The 22,903-nt window shown below is 59.7% G+C and carries 25 protein-coding genes and 4 tRNA genes; 21 read left to right on the top strand and 8 right to left on the bottom strand.

Annotated elements, in window-relative coordinates:
* Nucleotides 1-100: 100 nt before the first annotated feature.
* The 7 genes from HDC32_RS06745 to HDC32_RS06715 all read left to right on the top strand — a co-directional run bounded on the left by HDC32_RS06745 (nucleotide 101) and on the right by HDC32_RS06715 (nucleotide 4,755).
* Entirely contained in the window at nucleotides 101-658 is a 558-nt protein-coding gene (locus HDC32_RS06745; RefSeq protein WP_003192538.1) for a CvpA family protein, read from the top strand.
* Between the two features lie 41 nt (nucleotides 659-699).
* A complete protein-coding gene (purF, locus tag HDC32_RS06740; RefSeq protein ID WP_027604079.1) occupies nucleotides 700-2,205 on the top strand; it encodes an amidophosphoribosyltransferase in 1,506 nt (501 codons plus the stop codon).
* 65 nt (nucleotides 2,206-2,270) lie between these two features.
* On the top strand, nucleotides 2,271-3,482 hold the full coding sequence (locus tag HDC32_RS06735) for an O-succinylhomoserine sulfhydrylase (RefSeq protein ID WP_131700520.1): 1,212 nt from the start codon (nucleotides 2,271-2,273) through the stop codon (nucleotides 3,480-3,482).
* Nucleotides 3,483-3,493: 11 nt separating this feature from the next.
* Entirely contained in the window at nucleotides 3,494-4,258 is a 765-nt protein-coding gene (locus HDC32_RS06730) for an SDR family oxidoreductase (RefSeq protein WP_131700521.1), read from the top strand.
* A 107-nt stretch (nucleotides 4,259-4,365) separates the two neighbouring features.
* Nucleotides 4,366-4,441 (top strand) — tRNA-Val (locus tag HDC32_RS06725).
* 55 nt (nucleotides 4,442-4,496) lie between these two features.
* Nucleotides 4,497-4,573, top strand: a tRNA-Asp gene (locus tag HDC32_RS06720).
* Nucleotides 4,574-4,678: 105 nt separating this feature from the next.
* A tRNA-Asp gene (locus HDC32_RS06715) sits at nucleotides 4,679-4,755 on the top strand.
* Nucleotides 4,756-4,912: 157 nt separating this feature from the next.
* On the opposite strand, the gene HDC32_RS06710 is transcribed toward HDC32_RS06715, so the two are convergent.
* Nucleotides 4,913-6,196, bottom strand: coding sequence for an FAD-binding oxidoreductase (locus tag HDC32_RS06710; RefSeq protein WP_184743081.1), 1,284 nt, complete (start codon nucleotides 6,194-6,196; stop codon nucleotides 4,913-4,915).
* Nucleotides 6,197-6,380: 184 nt separating this feature from the next.
* Between HDC32_RS06710 and HDC32_RS06705 the strand changes: the two genes are divergently transcribed.
* Nucleotides 6,381-6,457, top strand: a tRNA-Val gene (locus HDC32_RS06705).
* A gap of 163 nt (nucleotides 6,458-6,620) precedes the next feature.
* Nucleotides 6,621-7,064 carry a hypothetical protein gene (locus HDC32_RS06700; protein ID WP_184743078.1) on the top strand — a complete coding sequence of 148 codons (444 nt, stop codon included), beginning with the start codon at nucleotides 6,621-6,623 and terminating at the stop codon, nucleotides 7,062-7,064.
* A 30-nt stretch (nucleotides 7,065-7,094) separates the two neighbouring features.
* Here HDC32_RS06700 and HDC32_RS06695 read toward each other — a convergent pair whose 3' ends face one another.
* Nucleotides 7,095-8,525 (bottom strand): DHA2 family efflux MFS transporter permease subunit, encoded by a 1,431-nt coding sequence (locus HDC32_RS06695; protein WP_184743075.1) that lies wholly within the window; start codon nucleotides 8,523-8,525, stop codon nucleotides 7,095-7,097.
* Between the two features lie 348 nt (nucleotides 8,526-8,873).
* On the opposite strand from HDC32_RS06695, the gene HDC32_RS06690 reads away from it, so the two are divergent.
* The 5 genes from HDC32_RS06690 (at nucleotide 8,874) to HDC32_RS06670 (ending at nucleotide 12,471) form a co-directional block, all read left to right on the top strand.
* Nucleotides 8,874-9,590 carry a DUF969 domain-containing protein gene (locus tag HDC32_RS06690; RefSeq protein ID WP_131700525.1) on the top strand — a complete coding sequence of 239 codons (717 nt, stop codon included), beginning with the start codon at nucleotides 8,874-8,876 and terminating at the stop codon, nucleotides 9,588-9,590.
* On the top strand, nucleotides 9,587-10,537 hold the full coding sequence (locus HDC32_RS06685; protein WP_065927250.1) for a DUF979 domain-containing protein: 951 nt from the start codon (nucleotides 9,587-9,589) through the stop codon (nucleotides 10,535-10,537). The genes HDC32_RS06690 and HDC32_RS06685 overlap by 4 nt, the downstream gene beginning before the upstream one ends.
* Nucleotides 10,538-10,544: 7 nt before the next feature.
* Nucleotides 10,545-11,150, top strand: coding sequence for a pyroglutamyl-peptidase I (gene pcp, locus HDC32_RS06680; protein ID WP_131700526.1), 606 nt, complete (start codon nucleotides 10,545-10,547; stop codon nucleotides 11,148-11,150).
* A 63-nt stretch (nucleotides 11,151-11,213) separates the two neighbouring features.
* Nucleotides 11,214-11,660: an anti-virulence regulator CigR family protein gene (locus HDC32_RS06675; RefSeq protein ID WP_131700527.1), complete on the top strand. Its 447-nt coding sequence runs from the start codon at nucleotides 11,214-11,216 to the stop codon at nucleotides 11,658-11,660.
* Nucleotides 11,661-11,793: 133 nt separating this feature from the next.
* Nucleotides 11,794-12,471, top strand: a complete 678-nt coding sequence (locus HDC32_RS06670) for an HAD-IA family hydrolase (RefSeq protein WP_131700528.1) — start codon at nucleotides 11,794-11,796, stop codon at nucleotides 12,469-12,471.
* Between the two features lie 19 nt (nucleotides 12,472-12,490).
* On the opposite strand, the gene HDC32_RS06665 is transcribed toward HDC32_RS06670, so the two are convergent.
* The 3 genes from HDC32_RS06665 to csrA form a co-directional block, all read right to left on the bottom strand.
* Entirely contained in the window at nucleotides 12,491-12,787 is a 297-nt protein-coding gene (locus HDC32_RS06665; protein ID WP_131700529.1) for a hypothetical protein, read from the bottom strand.
* Nucleotides 12,788-12,886: 99 nt separating this feature from the next.
* Entirely contained in the window at nucleotides 12,887-13,132 is a 246-nt protein-coding gene (locus HDC32_RS06660) for a hypothetical protein (RefSeq protein ID WP_184743072.1), read from the bottom strand.
* 212 nt (nucleotides 13,133-13,344) lie between these two features.
* Nucleotides 13,345-13,539, bottom strand: a complete 195-nt coding sequence (gene csrA / locus HDC32_RS06655; protein ID WP_003192511.1) for a carbon storage regulator CsrA — start codon at nucleotides 13,537-13,539, stop codon at nucleotides 13,345-13,347.
* Nucleotides 13,540-13,802: 263 nt separating this feature from the next.
* On the opposite strand from csrA, the gene HDC32_RS06650 reads away from it, so the two are divergent.
* A complete protein-coding gene (locus HDC32_RS06650; protein ID WP_167656391.1) occupies nucleotides 13,803-14,168 on the top strand; it encodes an SPOR domain-containing protein in 366 nt (121 codons plus the stop codon).
* Nucleotides 14,169-14,198: 30 nt separating this feature from the next.
* Here the strand turns inward: HDC32_RS06650 and HDC32_RS06645 are convergent, their stop codons facing one another.
* From HDC32_RS06645 to HDC32_RS06635, 3 genes are all read right to left on the bottom strand, one after another.
* Entirely contained in the window at nucleotides 14,199-14,888 is a 690-nt protein-coding gene (locus tag HDC32_RS06645) for an endonuclease (RefSeq protein ID WP_131700532.1), read from the bottom strand.
* Nucleotides 14,889-14,892: 4 nt separating this feature from the next.
* Complete coding sequence (locus HDC32_RS06640; RefSeq protein WP_178116737.1) at nucleotides 14,893-15,144, bottom strand: DUF1654 domain-containing protein; 252 nt, start codon at nucleotides 15,142-15,144, stop codon at nucleotides 14,893-14,895.
* A gap of 191 nt (nucleotides 15,145-15,335) precedes the next feature.
* Nucleotides 15,336-16,424, bottom strand: a complete 1,089-nt coding sequence (locus HDC32_RS06635) for an asparaginase (RefSeq protein ID WP_131700534.1) — start codon at nucleotides 16,422-16,424, stop codon at nucleotides 15,336-15,338.
* Nucleotides 16,425-16,977: 553 nt separating this feature from the next.
* Here HDC32_RS06635 and HDC32_RS06630 point away from each other — a divergent pair.
* The 6 genes from HDC32_RS06630 to rbsD are packed head-to-tail and all read left to right on the top strand — an operon-like array spanning nucleotide 16,978 to nucleotide 22,890.
* Nucleotides 16,978-17,937, top strand: a complete 960-nt coding sequence (locus HDC32_RS06630) for a sugar ABC transporter substrate-binding protein (protein WP_131700535.1) — start codon at nucleotides 16,978-16,980, stop codon at nucleotides 17,935-17,937.
* Between the two features lie 57 nt (nucleotides 17,938-17,994).
* Nucleotides 17,995-19,548: a sugar ABC transporter ATP-binding protein gene (locus HDC32_RS06625; protein ID WP_131700536.1), complete on the top strand. Its 1,554-nt coding sequence runs from the start codon at nucleotides 17,995-17,997 to the stop codon at nucleotides 19,546-19,548.
* Entirely contained in the window at nucleotides 19,545-20,522 is a 978-nt protein-coding gene (locus tag HDC32_RS06620) for an ABC transporter permease (RefSeq protein ID WP_131700537.1), read from the top strand. Before HDC32_RS06625 ends, HDC32_RS06620 begins: the two co-directional genes overlap by 4 nt.
* A gap of 3 nt (nucleotides 20,523-20,525) precedes the next feature.
* Nucleotides 20,526-21,548 (top strand): LacI family DNA-binding transcriptional regulator, encoded by a 1,023-nt coding sequence (locus tag HDC32_RS06615; RefSeq protein ID WP_184743070.1) that lies wholly within the window; start codon nucleotides 20,526-20,528, stop codon nucleotides 21,546-21,548.
* A gap of 23 nt (nucleotides 21,549-21,571) precedes the next feature.
* A complete protein-coding gene (gene rbsK / locus HDC32_RS06610; RefSeq protein WP_184743068.1) occupies nucleotides 21,572-22,489 on the top strand; it encodes a ribokinase in 918 nt (305 codons plus the stop codon).
* Nucleotides 22,486-22,890: a D-ribose pyranase gene (gene rbsD, locus HDC32_RS06605; RefSeq protein ID WP_131700540.1), complete on the top strand. Its 405-nt coding sequence runs from the start codon at nucleotides 22,486-22,488 to the stop codon at nucleotides 22,888-22,890. Before rbsK ends, rbsD begins: the two co-directional genes overlap by 4 nt.
* Nucleotides 22,891-22,903 lie beyond the last annotated feature (13 nt).

Here is a 22,903-nt window from a genome sequence, read left to right as displayed (position 1 = left end):
CGCCACAAACTATTGATTTGCAAAGCAGCCGCAATCACAGCTTACCGACAGCCCGACGCTCTGCTAAAATGCGCCGCCTTATCCGTCCGTAGGCTCAAACGTGCCATTTACCTGGGTTGACTGGGCGATCGTTGCAATCGTCGCCATCTCCGCTTTGATCAGTCTAAGCCGCGGCTTCGTAAAAGAAGCACTGTCGTTGCTGACCTGGATCATCGCAGGAGTCGTAGCCTGGATGTTCGGCGGTTCATTGTCGGTCTACCTGGCCGGATACATCGAGACACCTTCGGCTCGTGTCATCGCGGGCTGCGCCATCATGTTCATCGCCACGCTGCTGGTGGGGGCAATGGTCAATTATCTTATTGGCGAGTTGATACGTGTCACCGGCCTCTCCGGGACCGATCGATTTCTCGGCATGGCCTTCGGTGCTGCGCGTGGCGCGTTGCTGGTGGTCGTGGCGGTCGGGCTATTGAGCCTGGGGCCGGTACAGCAGGATTCGTGGTGGCAGGAGTCGGTACTCGTGCCAAAGTTTCTATTGGTTGCAGATTGGTCCAAGAACCTCATATTGGGGTGGAGCAGTCAGTGGCTGGCCAGCGGAATCAGCGTACCCGCTGATCTTCCGTTCAAGGAACACCTCTTGCCGGCCAAAACGCCGCAGTAAGCTGTGTTCAGTCAAGATTCATTAAGTAGGGGTTGCGTCGCATGTGTGGCATCGTCGGTATCGTCGGTAAGTCGAACGTCAATCAGGCGCTGTATGACGCGCTAACCGTCCTCCAGCACCGCGGCCAGGACGCTGCCGGTATTGTGACCAGCCACGACGGCCGGTTATTCCTGCGCAAGGACAATGGCCTGGTACGTGACGTGTTCCATCAACGTCACATGCAGCGCCTCGTCGGGCACATGGGCATTGGCCATGTGCGTTACCCGACCGCCGGTAGCTCGACTTCGGCCGAAGCTCAGCCGTTCTACGTCAACTCGCCTTACGGCATTACCCTGGCGCATAACGGTAACCTGACCAACGTTGAGCAACTGGCCAAGGAGATTTACGAATCTGACCTGCGCCACGTCAACACCAGTTCCGACTCGGAAGTGCTGCTCAACGTGTTCGCCCACGAGCTGGCCCAGCGCGGCAAGCTGCAGCCGACCGAAGAAGACGTGTTCGCCGCCGTGATCGACGTGCACAACCGTTGTGTCGGCGGTTATGCCGTCGTTGCGATGATCACCGGCTACGGCATCGTGGGCTTCCGTGACCCGCACGGTATTCGCCCAATCGTGTTCGGTCAGCGTCACACCGATGAAGGCGTCGAGTACATGATCGCGTCCGAAAGCGTATCCCTGGATGTGCTGGGCTTCACCCTGATTCGCGACCTCGCGCCGGGCGAAGCGGTGTACATCACCGAAGACGGCAAGCTGCACACCCGGCAGTGCGCCGTCGCGCCGAAACTCACCCCGTGCATCTTCGAACACGTCTATCTGGCGCGTCCGGATTCGATCATCGACGGCGTTTCGGTATACAAGGCGCGCCTGCGCATGGGTGAGAAGCTGGCCGACAAGATCCTGCGCGAGCGTCCCGAGCACGATATAGACGTGGTGATCCCGATCCCGGACACCAGCCGTACCGCTGCGCTGGAGTTGGCCAACCACTTGGGCGTCAAGTTCCGCGAAGGCTTCGTGAAGAACCGTTACATCGGTCGCACTTTCATCATGCCGGGCCAGGCTGCGCGCAAGAAGTCGGTGCGCCAGAAACTCAACGCCATCGAGCTGGAGTTCCGCGGCAAGAACGTGATGCTGGTGGACGACTCCATCGTACGCGGCACCACCTGCAAGCAAATTATCCAGATGGCTCGCGAAGCCGGTGCGAAGAACGTGTACTTCTGTTCCGCAGCGCCTGCCGTGCGTTACCCGAACGTGTACGGTATCGACATGCCGAGCGCCCACGAACTGATCGCCCACAACCGCACGACCCAGGACGTGGCCGACCTGATCGGCGCGGATTGGCTGATCTACCAGGACCTGCCGGACCTGATCGAAGCGGTCGGCGGTGGCAAGATCAAGATCGAGCAGTTCGACTGCGCCGTGTTCGACGGCAAGTATGTGACCGGCGATGTTGACGAGGCCTACCTGAACAAGATCGAGCAGGCGCGTAACGACTCGTCGAAGATCAAGACCCAGGCGGTCAGCGCGATCATCGATCTGTACAACAACTGAGTAGACACCGGCCCTGAGGGGCCGGTTTTGTATCTTAAATAAAGAATTGAGTAAGGAGTCGCAGCATGAGTCAGGAATGGGATGCCGGTCGCTTGGACAGCGACCTCGATGGCGTAGCTTTCGATACCCTGGCTGTGCGCGCCGGCCAGCACCGCACCCCGGAAGGTGAACACGGTGACCCGATGTTCTTCACTTCCAGCTACGTATTCCGCACTGCTGCTGACGCCGCTGCGCGCTTTGCTGGTGAAGTGCCGGGTAACGTTTATTCGCGTTACACCAACCCGACTGTGCGTGCGTTCGAAGAGCGTATTGCGGCGCTGGAGGGTGCGGAGCAGGCGGTGGCGACGGCCACCGGCATGGCGGCTATCCTGGCGGTGGTAATGAGCCTGTGCAGTGCCGGCGACCACGTGCTGGTGTCACGCAGTGTGTTCGGTTCGACCATCAGCCTGTTCGAGAAATACTTCAAGCGCTTCGGGATCGAAGTGGACTACGTGCCCCTGGCGGATCTGTCCGGTTGGGATGCGGCGATCAAGTCCAACACCAAATTGCTGTTCGTCGAGTCGCCGTCCAATCCGCTGGCCGAGCTGGTGGATATCGCCGCATTGTCCGAAGTGGCCCACGCCAAGGGCGCAATGCTGGTGGTCGATAACTGCTTCTGCACGCCTGCCTTGCAGCAGCCCCTGAAGCTGGGCGCGGACATTGTGGTGCATTCGGCCACCAAGTTTATCGATGGCCAGGGCCGTTGCATGGGCGGCGTGGTTGCCGGTCGCTGCGAGCAGATGAAGGAAGTGGTGGGCTTCCTGCGCACCGCCGGCCCGACCCTGAGCCCGTTCAACGCCTGGATCTTCCTCAAGGGCCTGGAAACCCTCAGCCTGCGTATGAAGGCCCATTGCGCCAACGCTCAGGCCCTGGCCGAGTGGCTGGAGAAGCAGGACGGCATCGAGAAAGTGCATTACGCCGGCCTCAAGAGCCATCCGCAACACGCGTTGGCCCAGCGCCAGCAGCGTGGATTTGGCGCCGTGGTGAGCTTCGAAGTGAAGGGGGGCAAAGAGGGCGCCTGGCGCTTTATCGATGCGACGCGCCTGATCTCCATCACGGCCAACCTGGGTGACAGCAAGACCACCATTACCCATCCGAGCACCACGTCCCACGGACGCCTGGCGCCGCAGGAGCGTGAAGCGGCCGGTATCCGGGACAGCCTGATCCGCGTTGCGGTAGGCCTGGAAGACGTCGCTGATCTGCAGGCTGACCTGGCCCGCGGGCTGGCTGCCTTGTGATCGAGTGGTCCATGGAGGCCGCAACGGCCAGTAATGGTCGCGTCGCTCTGGTGACGGGCGCGGCGCGGGGCATTGGCCTGGGGATTGCCGCGTGGCTGATCAGCGAAGGCTGGCAGGTGGTCTTGACCGACCTGGACCGCGAGCGCGGTTCCAAGGTGTCCAAGGTGCTGGGCGACAACGCCTGGTTTATCACCATGGATGTGGCTGACGAGAAACAGGTGGCCCAAGGGGTCGCCGAAGTCCTGGGGCAATTCGGGCGCCTGGACGCGTTGGTCTGTAACGCTGCGGTGGCCCACCCGCACAATATCACCCTGGAAAGCCTTGACCTGGCTTACTGGAACCGCGTGCTGGCCGTTAACCTCAGTGGGCCGATGTTGCTGGCCAAGCATTGTGCGCCATACCTGCGTGCCCACGGCGGCGCCATCGTCAACCTGGCGTCGACCCGGGCCCGCCAGTCGGAGCCGGATACCGAGGCCTATGCGGCGAGCAAGGGTGGCTTATTGGCCCTTACTCACGCCTTGGCGATGAGTCTCGGGCCGGAAGTGCGGGTGAATGCGGTCAGCCCTGGCTGGATCGATGCCCGTGATCCTGCCGCGCGGCGTGCCGAGCCTTTGACCGATGCCGATCATGCCCAGCACCCGGCGGGCAGGGTGGGTACGGTGGAGGACGTGGCGGCGATGGTGGCGTGGCTGCTGTCGCGCCAGGCCGGGTTTGTCACGGGGCAAGAGTTTGTGGTGGACGGTGGCATGAGCAAGAAGATGATTTACAGCGAGTAGGGCGGGTAGCCGTCTTGAAGCAATTTTGTCTTTTTCAGAAAAACTTCAAGCAGGCTATTGACTTAGGTCCGCTACCTGCGTAAATTTCGCGGCCTCAACGAAGCAAAGGGTGATTAGCTCAGCTGGGAGAGCATCTGCCTTACAAGCAGAGGGTCGGCGGTTCGATCCCGTCATCACCCACCACTTCTTGAGAGTTTTACCTTCGGGTGAGACGCAACGTTAAAGGTTGCACCGACGCGCAGCGGTAGTTCAGTCGGTTAGAATACCGGCCTGTCACGCCGGGGGTCGCGGGTTCGAGTCCCGTCCGCTGCGCCATATTTTCCAGGTTCGATTTATCGGGCTTGAGGTTGAACAGCCAAGGCTGGTCGATCAGATGTTCAAAGACGGTTGAGGCGGTTTGCTCGGCCGGTCAAGCGATACGCAGCGGTAGTTCAGTCGGTTAGAATACCGGCCTGTCACGCCGGGGGTCGCGGGTTCGAGTCCCGTCCGCTGCGCCATATCTGCTTCAAGGCCCACTGAACGCCTTGAAGCACAAAGAAAGCCACTGGCTACTTTGATCCGATAGCAAAGACCCTGGTCGAAAGACCGGGGTTTTTTGTGTCTGCGATTCGGCAATTTTTTGCGGGAGCCGGCGAACCGGCTCCCATTGATTTGTCAGAAACCCAGCTTATCTCGCAGCCCGTAATACCAGGCCCCCAGTGCCGCAAACGGTGTGCGCAACAGTTGCCCGCCCGGAAATGGGTAGTGCGGCAGGTCGGCAAAAGCATCAAAGCGCTCTGCCTGGCCTCTCAGCGCTTCCGCCAGTACCTTGCCCGCCAGGTGGGTGTACGTCACGCCATGGCCGCTGCAGCCCTGTGAGTAGTAGATGTTGTCGCCCAGGCGGCCGACCTGCGGCAAGCGCGACAGGGTCAGCAGGAAGTTGCCGGTCCAGGCGTAGTCGATCTTTACATCCTTGAGTTGCGGGAAGGCCTTGAGCATCTTCGGGCGGATGATTGCTTCGATGTTCGCCGGGTCGCGCGCGCCATACACCACGCCACCGCCGAAGATCAGGCGCTTGTCACGGGTGAGGCGATAGTAGTCGAGCAGGTAGTTGCAGTCCTCTACGCAGTAATCCTGCGGCAGGAGGGTCTTGGCCAGTTCATCCCCGAGTGGCGCCGTCGTGATCACCTGAGTGCCACAGGGCATCGACTTGGCCGCCAACTCCGGCACCAGGTTGCCCAGGTAGGCATTGCCCGCGACGATGATGAACTTGGCCCTGACCTTGCCTTCGGCCGTGTGGACCACCGGGTTGGCACCCCGCTCGATGCGCACCGCCGCCGATTGTTCGTAGATCGTACCGCCCAGTGACTCCACGGCTGCGGCTTCACCCAGTGCCAGGTTGAGTGGGTGGATGTGGCCGCCACTCATGTCCAGCAGGCCGCCGACATAGTTGTCACAGGCCACTACCTCGCGAATGCGACGCTCGTCCAGCAACTCCAACTGTGTATGGCCGTAGCGCTCCCACAAGCGTTTTTGCGACTCCAGATGGCCCATGTGCTTGCTGTTGAGTGCCGCGAACACGCCGCCGTCCTTCAGGTCGCACTGGATCTGGTATTTGGCGACCCGCTCGCGAATGATCCTGCCGCCTTCGAACGCCATCTGCCCCAGCAACTGCGCCTGCTGGGGGCCGACACTGCGCTCGATCACATCAATGTCACGGCTGTAGCTATTGACGATCTGCCCGCCATTGCGGCCCGACGCGCCAAAACCCACCTTTGCGGCTTCCAGTACCGTGACGCGAAAACCGTTCTCCAGCAGAAACAGCGCGCTGGACAGGCCGGTATAGCCGGCGCCAATCACGCACACATCGGTTTCGGCGTCGCCTTGCAGCCTTGGGCGCGGCGGAACGGCATTTGCTGAAGCGGCGTAATACGACTGGGGGTAGGGGGTGTTCGCCATCCTGGAACCTCTGTTTTATATTTTTTACGAGTGCCCCGATCCTACCTGAGTTGAAAATTGCCTGCCAGCCACCCAAAAAAGCGCGGTGCCCCGGCTGCAAATAAATAATTCGCATATTCATAGGCTTAGCTGCAAAAAAGATGTTGACACCCCTTCGGAATTCCGTAGAATGCCGCCTCACAGCAGGCACGTAGCTCAGTTGGTTAGAGCACCACCTTGACATGGTGGGGGTCGTTGGTTCGAGTCCAATCGCGCCTACCAAACAAAATCCGCTCTGCTGGGCGGTCTAGAAGGGCTCACCGAAAGGTGAGCCCTTTTTTGTTCGTGCGATTTATTACTACCCGAAAATCTTCCCACCCCCACCTAAAGTAATCGACACCCAGGCCGATAGTGCTCGCAAACCTCTTACTCTCGGACATCTGGCATGCTTATCAACATCAGCACTACCGCCTCCGTAGCAAGCACTCCAAGCACTCCAAGCACTGTCAGCTCGACGGCTACCGAAACCAAGGAAAGCACAAGCAGCGCAGGCGGCATGACCGTCAACATGCACGCTGATTCCAATGGTGCGGCAGGTGTAGGTGGTGGTGGTCAAGCCTCCTCGCTCTCGAAGGAGTCCGATACCGTCAAAGAGTTGAAGAAGCAGATCGAGCAGTTGCAAAAGCAGCTTCAAGCGCAGCAGCAAGCCTTGCAGAAAGCTCAGTCCAGCAATCAGAGTGCAGAAGCCAAAGCGGCGGCAGTGGCGGCGGCGCAGATGCAGATCGCTGGCACTGCGGCGGCGTTGCAGACAGTGACTTCCGCGCTGTTGCAGGCGGTCATTGATGAGGGCAACAGCACGTCGGGTTCGATGGTCAGTACCACCGCCTGATAGTTGCAAAAGTGTGTTGAACCTCAGCCTTCACTGTCGATTCAACACACTTTCTCCCGCTCCCACCGGCAAGCGATATACATCCACCAGCGCCCACACTCCCAGCAGCGCCACTCCGACGAACGCCACGCGAAAATCCCCGACCTGCGCGTGCATCTCATGCCCTTGCACACTCATGGATGCCCGTAGCAGCAGCGCCGCCACCGTTACGCCCATCCCCATGGCCAGCTGGAATGACATGCTGAACAGCGCCGACGCCTCACTCATGCGCGGCTTGGGCACATCCGCGAAGCCGATCGAGTTGTAGCAGGTGAACTGCATCGAGCGTGACAGACCTCCCACAAACAACACGGCCGCGATCAGTACAAATGGGGTCTGCGCCGTGAAAAGCGTGCAAGCGGCTATCGACACCACGCCGATCACCCCGTTCACCAGCAAGACCTGGCGAAACCCATAGCGGCGCATGATGGCCGTGGTGAACGGTTTCATCGCCAGATTGCCAGCGAATACCGCCAGCACCAGCAAGCCTGCGTCCACCGGGGGCAAGCCAAAGGCGACTTGAAACAGCAGCGGCAGCAGGAACGGCAGGGCGCTGATGGCCAGGCGAAACAGCGAGCCGCCGTAGATACTCACACGAAATGTATCGATGGACAGGGTCTCGAGCGGCAATAAGGGGGCGCTCGAATGGCGGCAATGGCGTAGAGCCCACACTGCCAGCGCGATGCCTGCCGCGACCAGCACGGCGCCTGGAATAAGCCGCGCACCGTTCGGGTTACCCAGCCATTCCAGCCCGCCCAGCAGGGCCACGCAGGCGCCTGCCAGCAGCAAAAAGCCCTTGGCATCGAACTGGCGAACCCTGGCTTCGCGGCCTTCCGGTACCAGCCACAGTGCGGCGGCCAGTGCCAACGCACCCAGCGGCAGATTCACGTAGAAGATCCATGGCCATGATGCATGAGTCACGATCAAGCCGCCGACCAGCGGTCCCAGAATCGGCGCGACCAGGCCGGGCCAGGTAATGATCGCGATCATTTTCACCAAGTCTTTCTTATCCGTATTGCGCAACACCGCTAAGCGCCCCACGGGCACCATCAATGCGCCGCCGATGCCTTGCAGGACTCGGGCGAACACGAACATCTCAATACTGTGGCTCAGCCCGCAGAGCAACGAGGCGAGGGTGAACAGGATGATTGCGCCAGCGAATACCCGGCGCGCACCAAAGCGGTCGGCGGCCCAGCTGGACAGCGGTATGAAGATCGCCACGGCGAGGATATAGGCGGTGATGCCGATGTTCATGTCGACCGGCGTCACCCCGAAGGCGGTCGCCATGGTCGGTAGCGCGGTGGCGATGACCGTGGCGTCGAGGTTCTCCATGAAGAAGGTCACGGCGACCACCAGGGCAATCAGGCGGGTTTGTAGACTGAGGCGGTTTTGCGCGGCGGAATTTGGAGTGGGTGAGCTCACCGGTGCTGCCCTTTTTCAGTGAACGGTTTGACGAAGAAGGCCGATCAACTGCCAGATGCGCTGCGCCCGATAAACGGGCGGCGTTAAGATGAGCGAATCCTTCGTGGTCTGTCCACATCTTGTTACTCGTGCGCCCCTCGATTGCCCACAAAATTTATTGGTTTGCAGCAACAATTTTTCTTGTTGGACACCTCCCGCTCCCAGGCAGCACAGTTGCCGCCACTGACGCTCGCCCTGACGGGTCAACAATAAAAAACCGAGCCGACTGCACGCCACTTCCTGCTGTGAACCCTTTGTTCACATCCTGCTGTAATGGCGCCGCAGCGCGCACTTAAGGACCTCTCCGCCATGCAAACTGTTGTGAACTTATGGCCGTTGATCGGCGTACTTGTGATCGTGGTTGGCTTTGTTTTGCGTTTCAATCCGCTGTTGGTGGTCACCGCCGCGGCTATCGCCACCGGGCTCGCTGCCCACTTCCCCCTGGAGAAAATCCTCGCCACTATGGGTGATGGTTTCCTACAGACTCGCGCCCTGCAATTGATCCTGTTGTTGCCTCTCGCAGTCATCGGTTTGCTGGAGCGCCACGGCTTGCGCGTGCACGCGCAGAACTGGATTGCGCGGTTTGAGCGCGCCACGGTCGGACGCCTGCTGATCATCTATCTGTTTGTGCGCGAATCCACCGCAGCCATGGGCTTGACCAGCCTCGGCGGGCACCCGCAGATGGTGCGCCCGCTGCTGGCACCGATGGCCGAAGGCGCGGCGGAAAAGCGCTACGGCAAACTGCCTGACAAACTGCGTCACAAGGTGTTGGCCATGTGCGCTGCCACCGATAACGTCGGCCTGTTTTTTGGTGAGGACATCTTCGTCGCCTTTGGTGCGATTGCGTTGATGCATACCTTCCTGCTGGGTTCGGGGATCGACGTAGAGCCGCTGCACATTGCGGTGTGGGGCATTCCTACGGCGATCTGCGCCTTTATCATTCACGCGATCCGACTTCATCGGTTTGACCGAAGACTTACCCGCGAGATGACGACCGCCGTGACCCCAGTGGAGGCCGCGCAATGATCATCTCCATCCAATACCTGTACTGGCTCGCCGGGGTCCTGCTGCTGATCACCGCCGGCATGATTCTGTTGGATCGGACCCATCCCAAGCGCTGGTCCAGCGCACTGTTCTGGCTGCTGTTCGCCATCCCGTTCCTGGTGGGGGAGCGCCTGCCCTCGGTGGTTGTCGGTGCGGGGGTGGTGGTGATGGCACTGATTGCCGGTCTGGGCGGCGTCGGCCGTGGCACCCATGCTGAGTTGCATGACAAGGCTTCGCGCGCCAGTGCCGGTCGCCTCGGGCATAAACTGTTTATCCCGGCGCTGGCGATCCCCCTGACCACGGTGATTGGTTCGGTCTTGCTCAAGCACACCGAGATTGGCGGGGTACCGCTGCTGGATCCGAAAAACACCACCTTCGTCTCCCTCGGTATCGGCTGCCTGATCGCCCTCGGGCTGGCCTGCTGGCTGACCCGTGATACCCCGGTGCAAGCCTTGCGCGAATCCCGACGACTCACCGAGGCCTTGGGCTGGGCCATGGTGCTGCCGCAGATGCTGGCGATGCTTGGCCTGCTCTTCAATGAAGCAGGTGTCGGCACGGCTGTCGCCCATGTCACCACCACCTACATCAACCTGGATTTCAAGTTGGTGGCGGTCATGGTGTACGTGTTGGGCATGGCGCTGTTTACGGTGATCATGGGCAATGGCTTCGCGGCATTCCCGGTGATGACCGGGGGCGTCGGCGTGCCGGTGCTGGTGGGTATCTATGGCGGTAACCCGGCGGTGATGGCCGCCATCGGTATGTTCTCTGGCTACTGCGGTACGCTGATGACGCCGATGGCGGCCAACTTCAATATCGTGCCGGCGGCGTTGCTGGAGTTGCCGGACAAGAACGCGGTGATCAAGGCGCAACTGCCGACCGCGTTGATGATGCTGGTGGTCAATATTGTCCTGCTTTATGTGTTGATGTGAGGCCAAGATGCGAACTGTATTGCTGACGGGGTTCGAGCCCTTTGATCAAGACCTGGTGAATCCTTCTTGGGAAGCGGTGCGCCAGTTGGATGGCGTGCAACTCGACGATGATGTGCGGATTGTTGCGCGCCGATTGCCCTGTGCGTTTGCCACGGCGGGTGATTGCCTGCTCCAACTGATCAGTGAGCTGCGCCCGGCAATGGTCATTGCCACTGGGTTGGCCCCCGGGCGCAGCGAAATATCCATCGAGCGGGTGGCGATCAACGTCAACGATGCGCGCATCCCCGATAATCGGGGGGAGCAGCCCATCGACACGGCGGTCGTGGTCGGCGGCCCTGCGGCCTACTTCTCGACGCTGCCGATCAAGGCCATGGCCAGGGCGGTGCGCGAGGCGGGGATTGCGGTTTCGGTATCGCAGACGGCGGGCACCTTTGTGTGCAACCAGGTGTTCTACCGCTTGCAACACGAACTCGCGGGCTCGGGTGTACGCAGTGGTTTTATCCACGTGCCGAGCCAGCTTGGAGCGGGCCTGGTCGATGGGCTGCGCATCGCGGTGTCGACGGCATGGAATACCCCGGTGGACGTGGTGGAGGTCGGCGGTCAGGTGAGTTGACTTCTTACGTGATGCGGTAGGCTCGACTACAGTTCAGCTACATTCCTGTGTTGGATAATCGTCATGATCAAGTGCTCGAAATTCGTATCTGTTGCGCTTACGCTTGTGTTGTTTGCCGCTGGCGGTACGGCTTTGGCTGATCCAGGCAATGGCAAGGGGCAAGGCAACGATAAAGGCAATGGTCACGGCGGGCAGGGGCATGACAAGCCCAAGGGCAAAGGTGCAGCAGGCAGTCATGGCCCCAACGTCGACCGTGGCAGCGTGCTGAATGTGTTGGGCGGTTATCGCGACTACTGGAGCCCAGGGCCTGCCTTGCCGCCTGGTATCCAGAAGAACCTGGCACGCGGCAAGCCGCTGCCGCCGGGCATTGCCAAGAAACTGGACGGGCGTTTGTTGGGCCGTTTGCCCCATTACGATGGGTACGAGTGGCAGCAGGCGGGCACCGACTTGATACTGGTGGCCATCGCGACGGGCATCATCTACGAAGTCCTCAATGGCGCCCTCGATTGAGCTGACGCTGTCACCAGCATGGTTCTCGGCGCCGCCGTGTTCTTGCCGGCGTCGGTGGCGTTTACAAGCCGCCAGGTGATCCGTAGATTGCATTGCGCCGATTATTCGTTTCAGCCCACTAGGAAACCCCGCAGTGTCCATCCGAGGTTCAGCCGTATTTGCCCGCCCTTACCGCGCCTTTCTGTTCGATATGGATGGGACTTTGCTCAATTCGATTGCCGCCGCCGAGCGGGTATGGAGTATCTGGGCTGAACGCCATGGGTTGGAGGTGGCGACGTTTCTGACCACCATCCATGGCGCCCGGGCAATCGACACCATCACGCGCCAGGCTTTGCCCGGCGTCGACCCAGAGGTTGAAGCACAGTGGATTACCGAGGCTGAAATCAATGACGTGGAAGGCGTCGTTGCGATTGCCGGTGCTGTCGAGTTTCTGAACCGCTTGCCCGGTGATCAGTGGGCGCTGGTCACCTCTGCACCCAGGGAGCTGGCGTTGCGTCGACTGCAAGCGGCGGGCATTGCACCGCCAGCGGTGCTGGTCACGGCTGAAGACGTGGCTATCGGTAAGCCTGACCCTGCCTGTTATGCGCTCGGTGCGCAGCGCCTGGGGGTGTCGGTGCAGGACTGCCTGGTGTTTGAGGATGCGACGGTGGGTATTCGTGCGGGGGAGGCGGCTGGAGCGGATGTGATGGTCGTGACCTCGACGCACCTCAAGCCCATGGCGACGGAGCATCCTTCGATCGATGGGTATGAACAGCTGCAGGTGCAACGCAGCGCCGATGGCTTGTTGTACTTGGCGCGCGCGAGGGGCTGACGCAGCAAGGCCGAGACGGCTAACGGCCTCGGTCTGCTTCGCGGGTGGCTGGATCAGGCGGCGCCTGCATTCGATCACTGCGCATGCCTTGGCGTGACAGCACCATCTCCCTGAGAATCTCGTTGGCGAGCCGGGCAATCGCTTCGGCACCGCGATAATGCGCGCGCACGATTCCGGTGATTGCGAAGTGATCGGTTTCCGGACCGCTGAGCACGGCCGAGAGGGTGCCGTCGGCGTGCAGCGTACAGGTGACCGTGTAGCTGGGCAGGCGGGCTGCCAATTCAGATTCGATTTGGGTTTTAGTGAGCGTGTCCATCTGTACCGGCACCTTTTACTGACTGTGCAAACACACCCAAGAATAGGTCCTGCTGCGAGGCTGTAAATACCAGCGATCTGATAGTGAATTACGGGGACGTCAGTGTGCGGTTTTGCGCACGATTCGCTGGCACAACTTGCGCTGCACGGCCATCTGGATAGGCTTGAGACAGAACATGAACAGGTATCCAGACAGCAGCAATACCAGGTCCAGCCGCGAACGAGGGGCCTCGGCGCCTTCTATTTCAAGCTTCAGGCCATATTCCAAACCGACAAAGACCAGCCCTGTCAGCAGGGAGATCATCCAGGATCTGGAGAAAAATGGCTGGGTATTGCCTGGCAGCATCGACGTGCTCCCAATTGCACACTGATGGCGAGATATCAGTCAGGGGATTCGGTTGCAGAGGGTGTAATAAGTTCCAGGCGTGAAGATAGTTTCATCTTGATTCATGGATGAGCATGCGGCAAAAAACGGTTCGCGCAACAAAGACAAAAGCAGTCCGAGGAGGTTTTCGCCAGCCGTTACAGTGAACGAAAGGGCTGGCTACTGAGGGCGCTTCAAGGCGTCTGGTTTTTGTCCGGAGCGGTCAGGCCGGCCTGGATGCGCTGGTAAATCTCCTCGCGATGCACGGCAACATCCTTGGGGGCGTTGATGCCGATTCGTACTTGCTGGCCGCTGACGCCCAGGATGGTGATCGTAATGTCATCACCGATGTTTATGCTTTCACCGACTTTGCGGGTGAGTATAAGCATGGACTTCTCCTTGATTACTTTTAAGGACACATGTTTCAGACAGGGCAGGTGTCGTATGTGTGTAGCTTACTGCTAAGCGCGTCCCTGTGACTGCCTCTTTTAGGACGCATAGAGGCGACATTAATTCCCATGGCGGCATCATACAGGTCTGGGATACATCATTCGCATTGTTTAAGCCAACGTTTATGACGGCCAGAATAGACAGTGAATGATAAAGTCGCTTCTTTATCCGTTGAAGGAGCAGGGCAGTGCGTAAAGTAACGATGGCAATTGCGGTGTTGGCCTTGGCCGGTTGCGGTGAAGGCAAAAGCGTCGATGCTCCCAATGCCAAGCCTGCCGTGACCGAAAGCCAGCCACAAACCGGCGCGATTGCCGCCCAGGAATGGGACCTGCGCGTTGGCCCGCCAGACCATAAGTTGCAGGCAATCACGGACCTGACCGCCTGGTTGCTCGAACACGGGTTCAGTTTTTATATCGTGAAGGTCGACGGCAAGGACGAAGTGCTGCTGGGGCCATTTGCAACCAGGGCCGAGGCCGAAGCCAAGCAGACACTGCTCAACGAGAAGATGGCACGGGCCAAGAAAACCGACACGGTGTCCGAGATCATCGAGCACAAGGCCGCGCAGTAACAGCTGGTTGGGCGGCAGGGCCGCCCATGTTCAACCGCAGGCTTTCAGGTTAACCGGGCCGACAAACTCATTGCCGCGGCCCATCACGCACGCCACCGTCTGGTTACGCTGGCGCTCCCAGGCTTGTACCGGATAGGTCTTGTTCCAAGCTTCGTAAAGCTGGCGATCCTGTTTTGACAGGCGCAAGCCGTACTGCTTGCTCATGTAAAAATAAGTGCGTGCGATCATCCCGCGAATGGACGGGCGCGGCATGACCTTCTTGGCCTTGAAATCCACCTGGGTCAGGCATGAACCGTACTGCCCGCTTTGCACCGGCAGCCAGCCAAAACTGAAGTTACTTCGATCTCCATTGACCTCGCCGATGCTCGGCACCAGGTTGTGCAAATCCGCTTCGGCGCGCTTGAACACGTCGTCATTGCGCGTGCAGTTCTTGCGTCCACCGTTCTGCCAGCACTGGCGCTGATGTCCGATCTGCCAGGCCGGAACAATGTGCTCCCACTCGATGCGCGCGGCACGGTTGGCGTTTTTGCGTGGGATGTAGCCGCAGGCTTTCAAGTCAACGCGGTTGCCGGTGTATTTGCAGCCGCAATAGAACTCGGTGGATTGTGGCGAGTAGAGCTTCCAGGCGATTTTTTTGGCTTCGCTGAAGGTTCGGGGTGCCTGTGCATGGGCAGTGACAGCAAAAAGCAGGCAGCACAGAGCAATAAAACGGGCACTCATTGAATCAATCTTCCTTCGGCACAACCCAGAAAATCTGCACGCCGCCGTCATCCCGATAGGCGAGGGTAACGTTGTCGTTCTCCGCGATTTCCTCCAGCAAGCGCTGCCACTCGTCTTCTGGCTCGTCCGGCAAGCGGAAGATCAAGGCTGCCTTGGCTTTTTGGGCGCTGGTGGAGTTGATGATCTTTTGCACACGAATGGCCAGGCGTTCGTAGGCATCAGGTGGGGTTAATGCTGCTGAGGAGGGCTTTGCCACGGAGTGTTCCTTAGTAAGCTGTACGTGCATACAGTATTTAACTGTAGGCAATTTCGCAACTGCTTAAAATTTAATAAGTTCGTCTTACGGCGGTTTAGGTGATTTGGTGTAAGGCGGGGAGGTGTTGGTTGCGGGATTTACACATGAAGTAGAGGCGGGTAAACCCGCCTCTACAGAGATGTCATCAGGAATCAATATTCCCAGAACATCCGCTGCAGTTCTTTGCTGTCCTGGGTCTTGGTCAGTGCGACCATCGCCAGAATCCGGGCTTTCTGCGGGTTCAGGTCAAGAGCGGCGACCCAGTCGTACTTGTCGTCCGGCTGTTCGGCATTACGCAACACCATGCCCCCGGCATTCACGTGGGAAGAACGGATGATCTGCACACCTTGCTTGCGCAACTCCACCAGCGCAGGGACCACTTTGGACGACACCGAACCATTGCCGGTGCCGGCGTGGATGATGGCTTTGGCGCCAGCCTGGGCCAGTGCCTTGTAGGCGGTGTCGCTCACGTTGCCGTAGCCGTAGGCGATTTCAACATCGGGCAAGCTCTTGATGTTCTTGATGTCGAATTCCGAGTCCATGGTGTGACGCTTGGCCGGCAGGCGGAACCAGTAGGACTTGCCTTCAACGACCATCCCCAGCGGCCCCCATGGGCTCTTGAAGGCTTCGGTCTTGATATTGATCATTTTGCTGACGTCGCGACCCGATTGGATCTCGTCATTCATAGTCACCAGTACGCCTTTGCCGCGTGCGTCCTTGCTGCCGGCCACGGCTACCGCGTTGTACAGGTTGAGCATGCCGTCAGCCGACATGGCGGTGCCTGGGCGCATGGAGCCGACCACCACGATAGGCTTGTCGGTTTTTTCCACCAGGTTCAGGAAGTAGGCGGTCTCTTCCAGGGTGTCGGTACCGTGGGTGATCACGATGCCGTCCACGTCCTTGCTGTCGGCCAGTTCGGCGACGCGGCGACCCAGTTGCAGCAAGTTTTCGTTGTTGATGCTTTCGGACGCAATTTGCATCACTTGCTCGCCACGCACATTGGCGATCTGGCTAAGCTCAGGAACACCGGCAATCAATTGCTCGATACCGACTTTGGCGGCCTGGTACGTCGCACTGTTGGCGGCGCTGGCGCCCGCGCCGGCAATGGTACCGCCGGTGGCGAGGATGACCACGTTGGACAATTTGGTCTTGGATTCAACGTCCTTTGCCTGGGCGGCAACGGGGAACAGCAGCAGAAGGGCCAACGCCCCCGGAACAAAGTTCTTCAATGCAGATTTCATTATTTTTCTCTCTGGTTTTTGATGAGTGCTGTAGCAGGTTCATCTAGAACACCTGGGCAGTGCTGAATGCCGCCAGGCGCTGTGTAGGAGCAGGATCTGTACCATGCTGAATATGTTTGCGTATATAAATTAAACTGTTGATATGTATTGGTTTTTATCTTTTTTGTGATGGTTTTTCGATCACTGGATGTCCGGCTTTCCGAACAACCTGGGGTGTGGCGTTCGGTTGTCCGAAAGTTATGACGAAAGAATCCTGTGTCTTGCGCCAAAACCTGTCGTTTCAGAGAACGACCGAACGCGGCAGATGTTTAAGAGCGGCTCTCGGAGGACGCGAGAGCCGGGGCTAGAGGCCTTGCATGAAAGGCCATATTCTAGCGTTGACAAATCTCGACAAGGTTCTCATAGTTTGGTTAACGCAAACGTTTGCGAGATGTTTCATGGGGCTCTCACTGAGTCTCCTGTCAGCTCGTATCAGCCCCCCGGGTGGGAGGGCGCCCGAAGCACACTTCGGTGCAAGCGTTGCCCACAATAATCATAAGATCGGAGTGAACCCATGAAGCTGCCATTCGCTGGACGTCTTCTTGCTGTCGCTGTGCTTGCTGCCGCATCCGCCGCCTTACCTTTCTCCTCTGCATTCGCTGATGACGCTGCCGCCAAACCCAAGGTCGGCCTGGTGATGAAATCCCTCGCCAACGAATTTTTCGTGACCATGCAGGACGGTGCCAAGGCGTACCAGAAAGACCATGCCGCCGATTTCGACATGATCACCAACGGCATCAAGGACGAAACCGATACCAGCGCGCAAATCGGTATCGTCAAGCAGATGATCCTGGCCAAGGTCAATGCCATCGTTATCGCGCCCGCTGATTCCAAGGCACTGGTAAAAGTGCTGGAGGATGCCTCTAAAGCCGGGATCAAGATCGTCAACATCGATAACCGCCTGGATCCGGGCGTGCTGAAAAGCAAAAACCTCGATATTCCCTTTGTCGGTCCCGACAACCGCAAAGGCGCCAAACTGGTGGGCGACTACCTGGCCAAGCAACTGGCTGCCGGCGACAAGGTCGGCATCATCGAAGGTGTACCGACCACCACCAACGCCCAGCAGCGCACCGCGGGCTTCAAGGATGCGATGGACGCTGCCGGTATGAAGATCGTTTCCACCCAATCCGGCAACTGGGAAATTGACCAGGGCCAGAAAGTGGCCTCGGCCATGCTGAGCGAACACCCGGACCTCAAGGCGTTGCTGGCCGGTAACGACAACATGGCCCTGGGCGCCGTCTCCGCCGTACGTGCAGCAGGCAAGGCCGGTAAGGTCCTGGTGGTGGGTTATGACAACATCGACGCCATCAAGCCGATGCTGCAGGACGGTCGTGTGCTGGCGACCGCCGACCAGGCGGCGGCGCAGCAAGCGGTGTTCGGTATCCAGAACGCCCTCAAGCTGGTCAAGGGTGAGAAAGTCGATGCCAAGGACGGCATGATCGAAACCCCGGTCGAACTCGTCCTCAAGAAGTAATCCTGGCAGCACCCAACAGCGTCCGTCCGCCCTGGGCGGACGCCTGGAGATTTTCCTATGTCATCTTCCGCCCCGAACGCTGTCCTCTCGGTCAGCGGTATCGGTAAGACCTATGCCCAACCGGTTCTGTCCGACATCACCCTCACGCTTAACCGTGGTGAAGTGCTGGCGTTGACCGGTGAAAACGGCGCGGGCAAAAGTACCTTGTCGAAGATTGTCGGCGGGCTGGTCACGCCGACTACTGGGCACATGCAATTCAAGGGGCAGGATTACCGTCCGGCCAGCCGCACCCAGGCTGAATCGTTGGGCGTGCGCATGGTCATGCAGGAACTCAATCTGCTTCCGACGCTGACCGTGGCCGAAAACCTGTTCCTGGATAACCTGCCGAGTCATTGTGGCTGGATCAGCCGCAAGCAATTGCGCAAAGCCGCGATCGAGGCCATGGCCCAGGTCGGTCTCGACGCCATCGATCCGGACACCCTGGTCGGCAGCCTCGGCATCGGCCATCAGCAGATGGTCGAGATCGCCCGCAACCTGATCGGTGACTGCCATGTGCTGATCCTCGATGAGCCCACCGCGATGCTCACGGCCCGCGAAGTCGAGATGCTGTTTGAGCAAATCACCCGCCTGCAGGCTCGGGGCGTGGCGATCATTTATATTTCGCATCGGCTCGAAGAGTTGGCCCGTGTCGCCCAGCGCATTGCGGTATTGCGCGACGGCAAGCTGGTCTGTGTCGAGCCGATGGCCAATTACAACAGCGAACAACTGGTCACCTTGATGGTCGGCCGGGAGCTGGGTGAACACATCGACCTGGGGCCGCGCAGCATCGGCGGCCCGGCCCTGACCGTAAAGGGCCTGACGCGCTCGGACAAGGTCCGCGATGTATCGTTTGAAGTGCGTGCCGGTGAGATCTATGGCATCTCCGGCCTGATCGGCGCCGGTCGTACAGAGTTACTACGCCTTATCTTCGGTGCCGACCTGGCCGACAGCGGCACTGTGGCCCTGGGTTCGCCGGCCCAGGTGGTGAGTATCCGCTCGCCAGTGGATGCAGTCAGTCATGGCATTGCTCTGATTACCGAGGATCGCAAGGGCGAAGGGCTGCTGCTGACCCAGTCGATCAGTGCGAATATCGCGCTGGGCAACATGCCGGAAATTTCCGGCGCCGGGGTGGTGAATACGCGAGATGAGACGGCATTGGCCAAGCGCCAGATCGACGCCATGCGGATCCGCAGCTCCAGCCCGGCGCAATTGGTGTCCGAACTGTCCGGTGGTAACCAACAGAAAGTGGTGATCGGCCGCTGGCTGGAGCGCGACTGCTCGGTGATGCTGTTCGACGAGCCTACTCGCGGCATCGACGTCGGTGCCAAGTTCGACATTTATGCCTTACTGGGTGAATTGACTCGCCAGGGCAAGGCGCTGGTGGTGGTATCCAGTGACCTGCGTGAGCTCATGCTGATCTGTGACCGCATCGGCGTGCTGTCCGCCGGGCGCTTGATCGAGACCTTCGAGCGCGACAGCTGGACCCAGGACGAATTGCTCGCTGCCGCCTTTGCCGGCTATCAGAAACGTGATGCGCTGCTCAACGACGCAGTGCTTAGGGATACCCCATGAAACTAACAACTTCCCCCGGTAAAACCGGCGGCAACTTCTACGGCCTGGGCACCTACCTGGGGCTGGCCGGTGCATTGCTGGCGATGATCGCGCTGTTTTCGGTGCTCAGTGATCACTTCCTGTCCTATGACACGTTCAGCACTCTGGCTAACCAGATTCCTGACCTGATGGTGCTGGCTGTGGGCATGACCTTCATCCTGATCATCGGCGGTATCGACCTGTCGGTGGGCTCGGTGCTGGCGTTGGCGGCATCGGCCGTCAGCGTGGCGATTCTCGGTTGGGGCTGGAGTGTCTTACCGGCTGCCTTGCTCGGCATGGGTTGCGCCGCGTTGGCCGGCACTATCACCGGTTCGATCACGGTGGCCTGGCGCATACCATCGTTTATCGTGTCCCTCGGTGTGTTGGAAATGGCCCGTGGCGTGGCGTACCAGATGACCGGTTCGCGTACGGCTTACATCGGCGATTCGTTTGCCTGGCTCTCCAACCCGATCGCCTTCGGCATTTCGCCGTCGTTTATCATCGCTTTGCTGGTGATCATTGCCGCCCAACTGGTATTGACCCGCACCGTATTCGGTCGTTACCTGATCGGTATCGGCACCAACGAAGAAGCTGTACGCCTGGCCGGGATCAATCCCAAGCCGTACAAGATTCTGGTGTTCAGTCTCATGGGCCTGCTGGCCGGTGTGGCGGCGTTGTTCCAGATTTCGCGCCTGGAAGCGGCAGACCCGAATGCCGGTTCGGGCCTGGAACTGCAAGTGATCGCCGCAGTGGTGATCGGCGGCACCAGCCTCATGGGCGGACGTGGCTCGGTGATCAGCACCTTCTTCGGCGTGCTGATTATTTCGGTATTGGCCGCCGGCCTGGCGCAGATCGGTGCCACGGAGCCCACCAAGCGCATCATCACCGGTGCCGTGATCGTGATCGCTGTGGTCCTGGATACTTACCGCAGCCGCCGCGCCAGTCGGCGAGGCTGAACCATGGCAACGATCAAGGATGTGGCCGCGATTGCAGGTATTTCCTACACCACCGTGTCCCATGTGGTGAACAAGACGCGCCCGGTGAGCGAGCCGGTACGGATCAAGGTTGAAGCGGCGATCAAGCAGCTCGACTACGTGCCCAGCGCCGTCGCGCGTTCGCTCAAGGCTAAGACCACGGCCACCATAGGATTGCTGGTGCCCAACAGCCTCAACCCTTATTTTGCCGAGCTGGCCCGGGGGATCGAGGACTACTGTGAGCGTAATGGCTACTGCGTGATTCTCTGCAACTCCGACGACAACGCAGAAAAACAGCGCAGCTATTTGCGGGTGTTGCTGGAGAAGCGCGTCGACGGCTTGATCGTGACCTCGGTAGGCGGTGATGACAGCGGCCTCGCCGCAGGCTTGAGCGCGGTGCGCACGCCCATGGTGATTGTCGACCGGGCGCTGGACGGTATAGATGTCGACTTGGTGCGCATCGACCATGAGCACGGCGCCTACCTGGCGACCCGGCACTTGCTTGAGCTGGGGCATCGGGATATCGCCTGCATCGGTGGCCCGGCCCATACTCGCGTCGCGCAAATGCGCCTGGCGGGATACCACCGCGCGCTCCGTGAAGCGGGAGTGGAAGTGCTGGCCAATCGCACCCTGGAGAGCGACTTCACCAGCACCGGCGGTTATGCTGCTGCCGTGCAACTGCTGGCGGAAAACCCGCCCAGCGCGATTTTTGCCAGCAACGACATGATCGGTTTCGGCGTGTTGCGTGCTGCGGCGGAGCGCAATATCCGCGTGCCCGGTGAACTGTCGGTGATCGGTTTCGATGACATTCAAATGGGCCGCTACGTGTACCCGGCGCTGACCACGGTCGGGCAGTCGATCCTGCAACTGGGTGAGACGGCGGCCGAGCTTTTACTGCGACGAATTGCAACACCCCAACTGCTGATCGATCAACGCATCGTGACGCCGAGCATCGTATTGCGCGAGTCCACGGCGCCAGTCGCCAGCGTATTCGCCCAATACCGCTGAATCGAATTGATGAGTACTGATGTATGCCAGCAAAAGTAGTGGTAATAGGCAGCTTGAACATGGACCTGGTCACCCGCGCGAGTCGGCTGCCCCGTGCCGGTGAGACCCTGATCGGCCAGACGTTTTCCACGGTGCCTGGCGGCAAGGGCGCCAACCAGGCCGTGGCATCGGCGCGACTGGGGGCCGATGTGGCAATGATCGGTTGTGTCGGTAGCGATGCCTATGGCACTGAACTGCGTGGCGCCTTGCTGGTGGAAGGTATCGATTGCCAGGCGGTGAGCACCGTGGACGGTTCCAGTGGCGTCGCCTTGATTGTGGTGGACGACAGCAGCCAGAACGCGATTGTGATTGTTGCCGGCAGCAACGGCGAGCTGACCCCCGTCTCACTGCAGGCGTCTGATGCGGTGTTGCAGGCCGCCGATGTGATTATCTGTCAGCTTGAAGTGCCGATGGATACCGTGGGCTACACCCTCAAGCGCGGTCGTGAACTGGGCAAGACCGTGATCCTCAACCCCGCGCCGGCCAGCGGCCCGTTGCCCGCTGACTGGTACGCCTCGGTCGACTACCTGATTCCCAACGAAAGTGAAGCCAGCGCACTGAGCGGCGTGACAGTCGACTCCCTCGACAGTGCAAAGGTCGCGGCGACTCGGTTGATCCAGGCGGGAGCTGGCAAGGTCATTGTTACCCTGGGTGCCCAAGGTGTGTTGTTTGCCGATGGCCAGGGCTTTGAGCACTTGGTGGCGCCCAAGGTCAAGGCGGTGGATACCACGGCTGCCGGCGATACCTTTGTCGGTGGTTTTGCCGCAGCACTCGCCAGTGGCAAAAGTGAGGCCGAGGCCATCCGTTTCGGCCAGGTCGCGGCAGCATTGTCAGTCACCCGTGCCGGTGCCCAACCCTCCATTCCTACGCTGCATGACGTTCAAGGTTTTGTACCTTTATGAAAAAGACCCCTCTGCTCAATATCGCCTTGTCGCGGTTGATCGCATCCCTGGGCCATGGCGACATCCTGGTGATCGGTGACGCCGGCCTGCCAGTGCCGCCGGGGGTTGAGTTGATTGACCTGGCGCTGACCCAGGGCATTCCCGACTTCATCAGTACCTTGCGTATCGTGCTCAGTGAAATGCAGGTGGAAAGCCACGTACTGGCGGAAGAAATCCTGCTCAAGCAGCCTCCCGCGCTGACTGAGCTGAACGCGTTGACTGAACAGGCCGCCCTCGGCGAGCGACGTCTGCTCAGCCATGAACAATTCAAGCAACTGAGCCGTAACGCGCGCGCTGTCGTGCGTACCGGCGAGTGCCAGCCTTACTGCAATATCGCGCTGGTGTCCGGCGTAACCTTCTAGAGTGTCCCAACGA

Origin of the sequence: Pseudomonas sp. JAI120 (genome assembly GCF_014207255.1) — a bacterium.
Taxonomy (GTDB): Bacteria; Pseudomonadota; Gammaproteobacteria; order Pseudomonadales; family Pseudomonadaceae; genus Aquipseudomonas.
The sequence above is the reverse complement of the archived record's forward strand: the minus strand, read 5'-3'. Positions and strand labels throughout refer to the sequence as shown.

Coding starts and splice junctions, on each gene's coding strand:
- purF (WP_027604079.1), top strand. CDS start 700: ATGTGTGGCATCGTCGGTATCGTCGGTAAGTCGAACGTCAATCAGGCG.
- HDC32_RS06735 (WP_131700520.1), top strand. CDS start 2,271: ATGAGTCAGGAATGGGATGCCGGTCGCTTGGACAGCGACCTCGATGGC.
- HDC32_RS06730 (WP_131700521.1), top strand. CDS start 3,494: ATGGAGGCCGCAACGGCCAGTAATGGTCGCGTCGCTCTGGTGACGGGC.
- HDC32_RS06710 (WP_184743081.1), bottom strand. CDS start 6,196: ATGGCGAACACCCCCTACCCCCAGTCGTATTACGCCGCTTCAGCAAAT.
- HDC32_RS06700 (WP_184743078.1), top strand. CDS start 6,621: ATGCTTATCAACATCAGCACTACCGCCTCCGTAGCAAGCACTCCAAGC.
- HDC32_RS06690 (WP_131700525.1), top strand. CDS start 8,874: ATGCAAACTGTTGTGAACTTATGGCCGTTGATCGGCGTACTTGTGATC.
- HDC32_RS06685 (WP_065927250.1), top strand. CDS start 9,587: ATGATCATCTCCATCCAATACCTGTACTGGCTCGCCGGGGTCCTGCTG.
- pcp (WP_131700526.1), top strand. CDS start 10,545: ATGCGAACTGTATTGCTGACGGGGTTCGAGCCCTTTGATCAAGACCTG.
- HDC32_RS06675 (WP_131700527.1), top strand. CDS start 11,214: ATGATCAAGTGCTCGAAATTCGTATCTGTTGCGCTTACGCTTGTGTTG.
- HDC32_RS06665 (WP_131700529.1), bottom strand. CDS start 12,787: ATGGACACGCTCACTAAAACCCAAATCGAATCTGAATTGGCAGCCCGC.
- HDC32_RS06660 (WP_184743072.1), bottom strand. CDS start 13,132: ATGCTGCCAGGCAATACCCAGCCATTTTTCTCCAGATCCTGGATGATC.
- csrA (WP_003192511.1), bottom strand. CDS start 13,539: ATGCTTATACTCACCCGCAAAGTCGGTGAAAGCATAAACATCGGTGAT.
- HDC32_RS06650 (WP_167656391.1), top strand. CDS start 13,803: ATGGCAATTGCGGTGTTGGCCTTGGCCGGTTGCGGTGAAGGCAAAAGC.
- HDC32_RS06645 (WP_131700532.1), bottom strand. CDS start 14,888: ATGAGTGCCCGTTTTATTGCTCTGTGCTGCCTGCTTTTTGCTGTCACT.
- HDC32_RS06635 (WP_131700534.1), bottom strand. CDS start 16,424: ATGAAATCTGCATTGAAGAACTTTGTTCCGGGGGCGTTGGCCCTTCTG.
- HDC32_RS06630 (WP_131700535.1), top strand. CDS start 16,978: ATGAAGCTGCCATTCGCTGGACGTCTTCTTGCTGTCGCTGTGCTTGCT.
- HDC32_RS06625 (WP_131700536.1), top strand. CDS start 17,995: ATGTCATCTTCCGCCCCGAACGCTGTCCTCTCGGTCAGCGGTATCGGT.
- HDC32_RS06620 (WP_131700537.1), top strand. CDS start 19,545: ATGAAACTAACAACTTCCCCCGGTAAAACCGGCGGCAACTTCTACGGC.
- HDC32_RS06615 (WP_184743070.1), top strand. CDS start 20,526: ATGGCAACGATCAAGGATGTGGCCGCGATTGCAGGTATTTCCTACACC.
- rbsK (WP_184743068.1), top strand. CDS start 21,572: ATGCCAGCAAAAGTAGTGGTAATAGGCAGCTTGAACATGGACCTGGTC.
- rbsD (WP_131700540.1), top strand. CDS start 22,486: ATGAAAAAGACCCCTCTGCTCAATATCGCCTTGTCGCGGTTGATCGCA.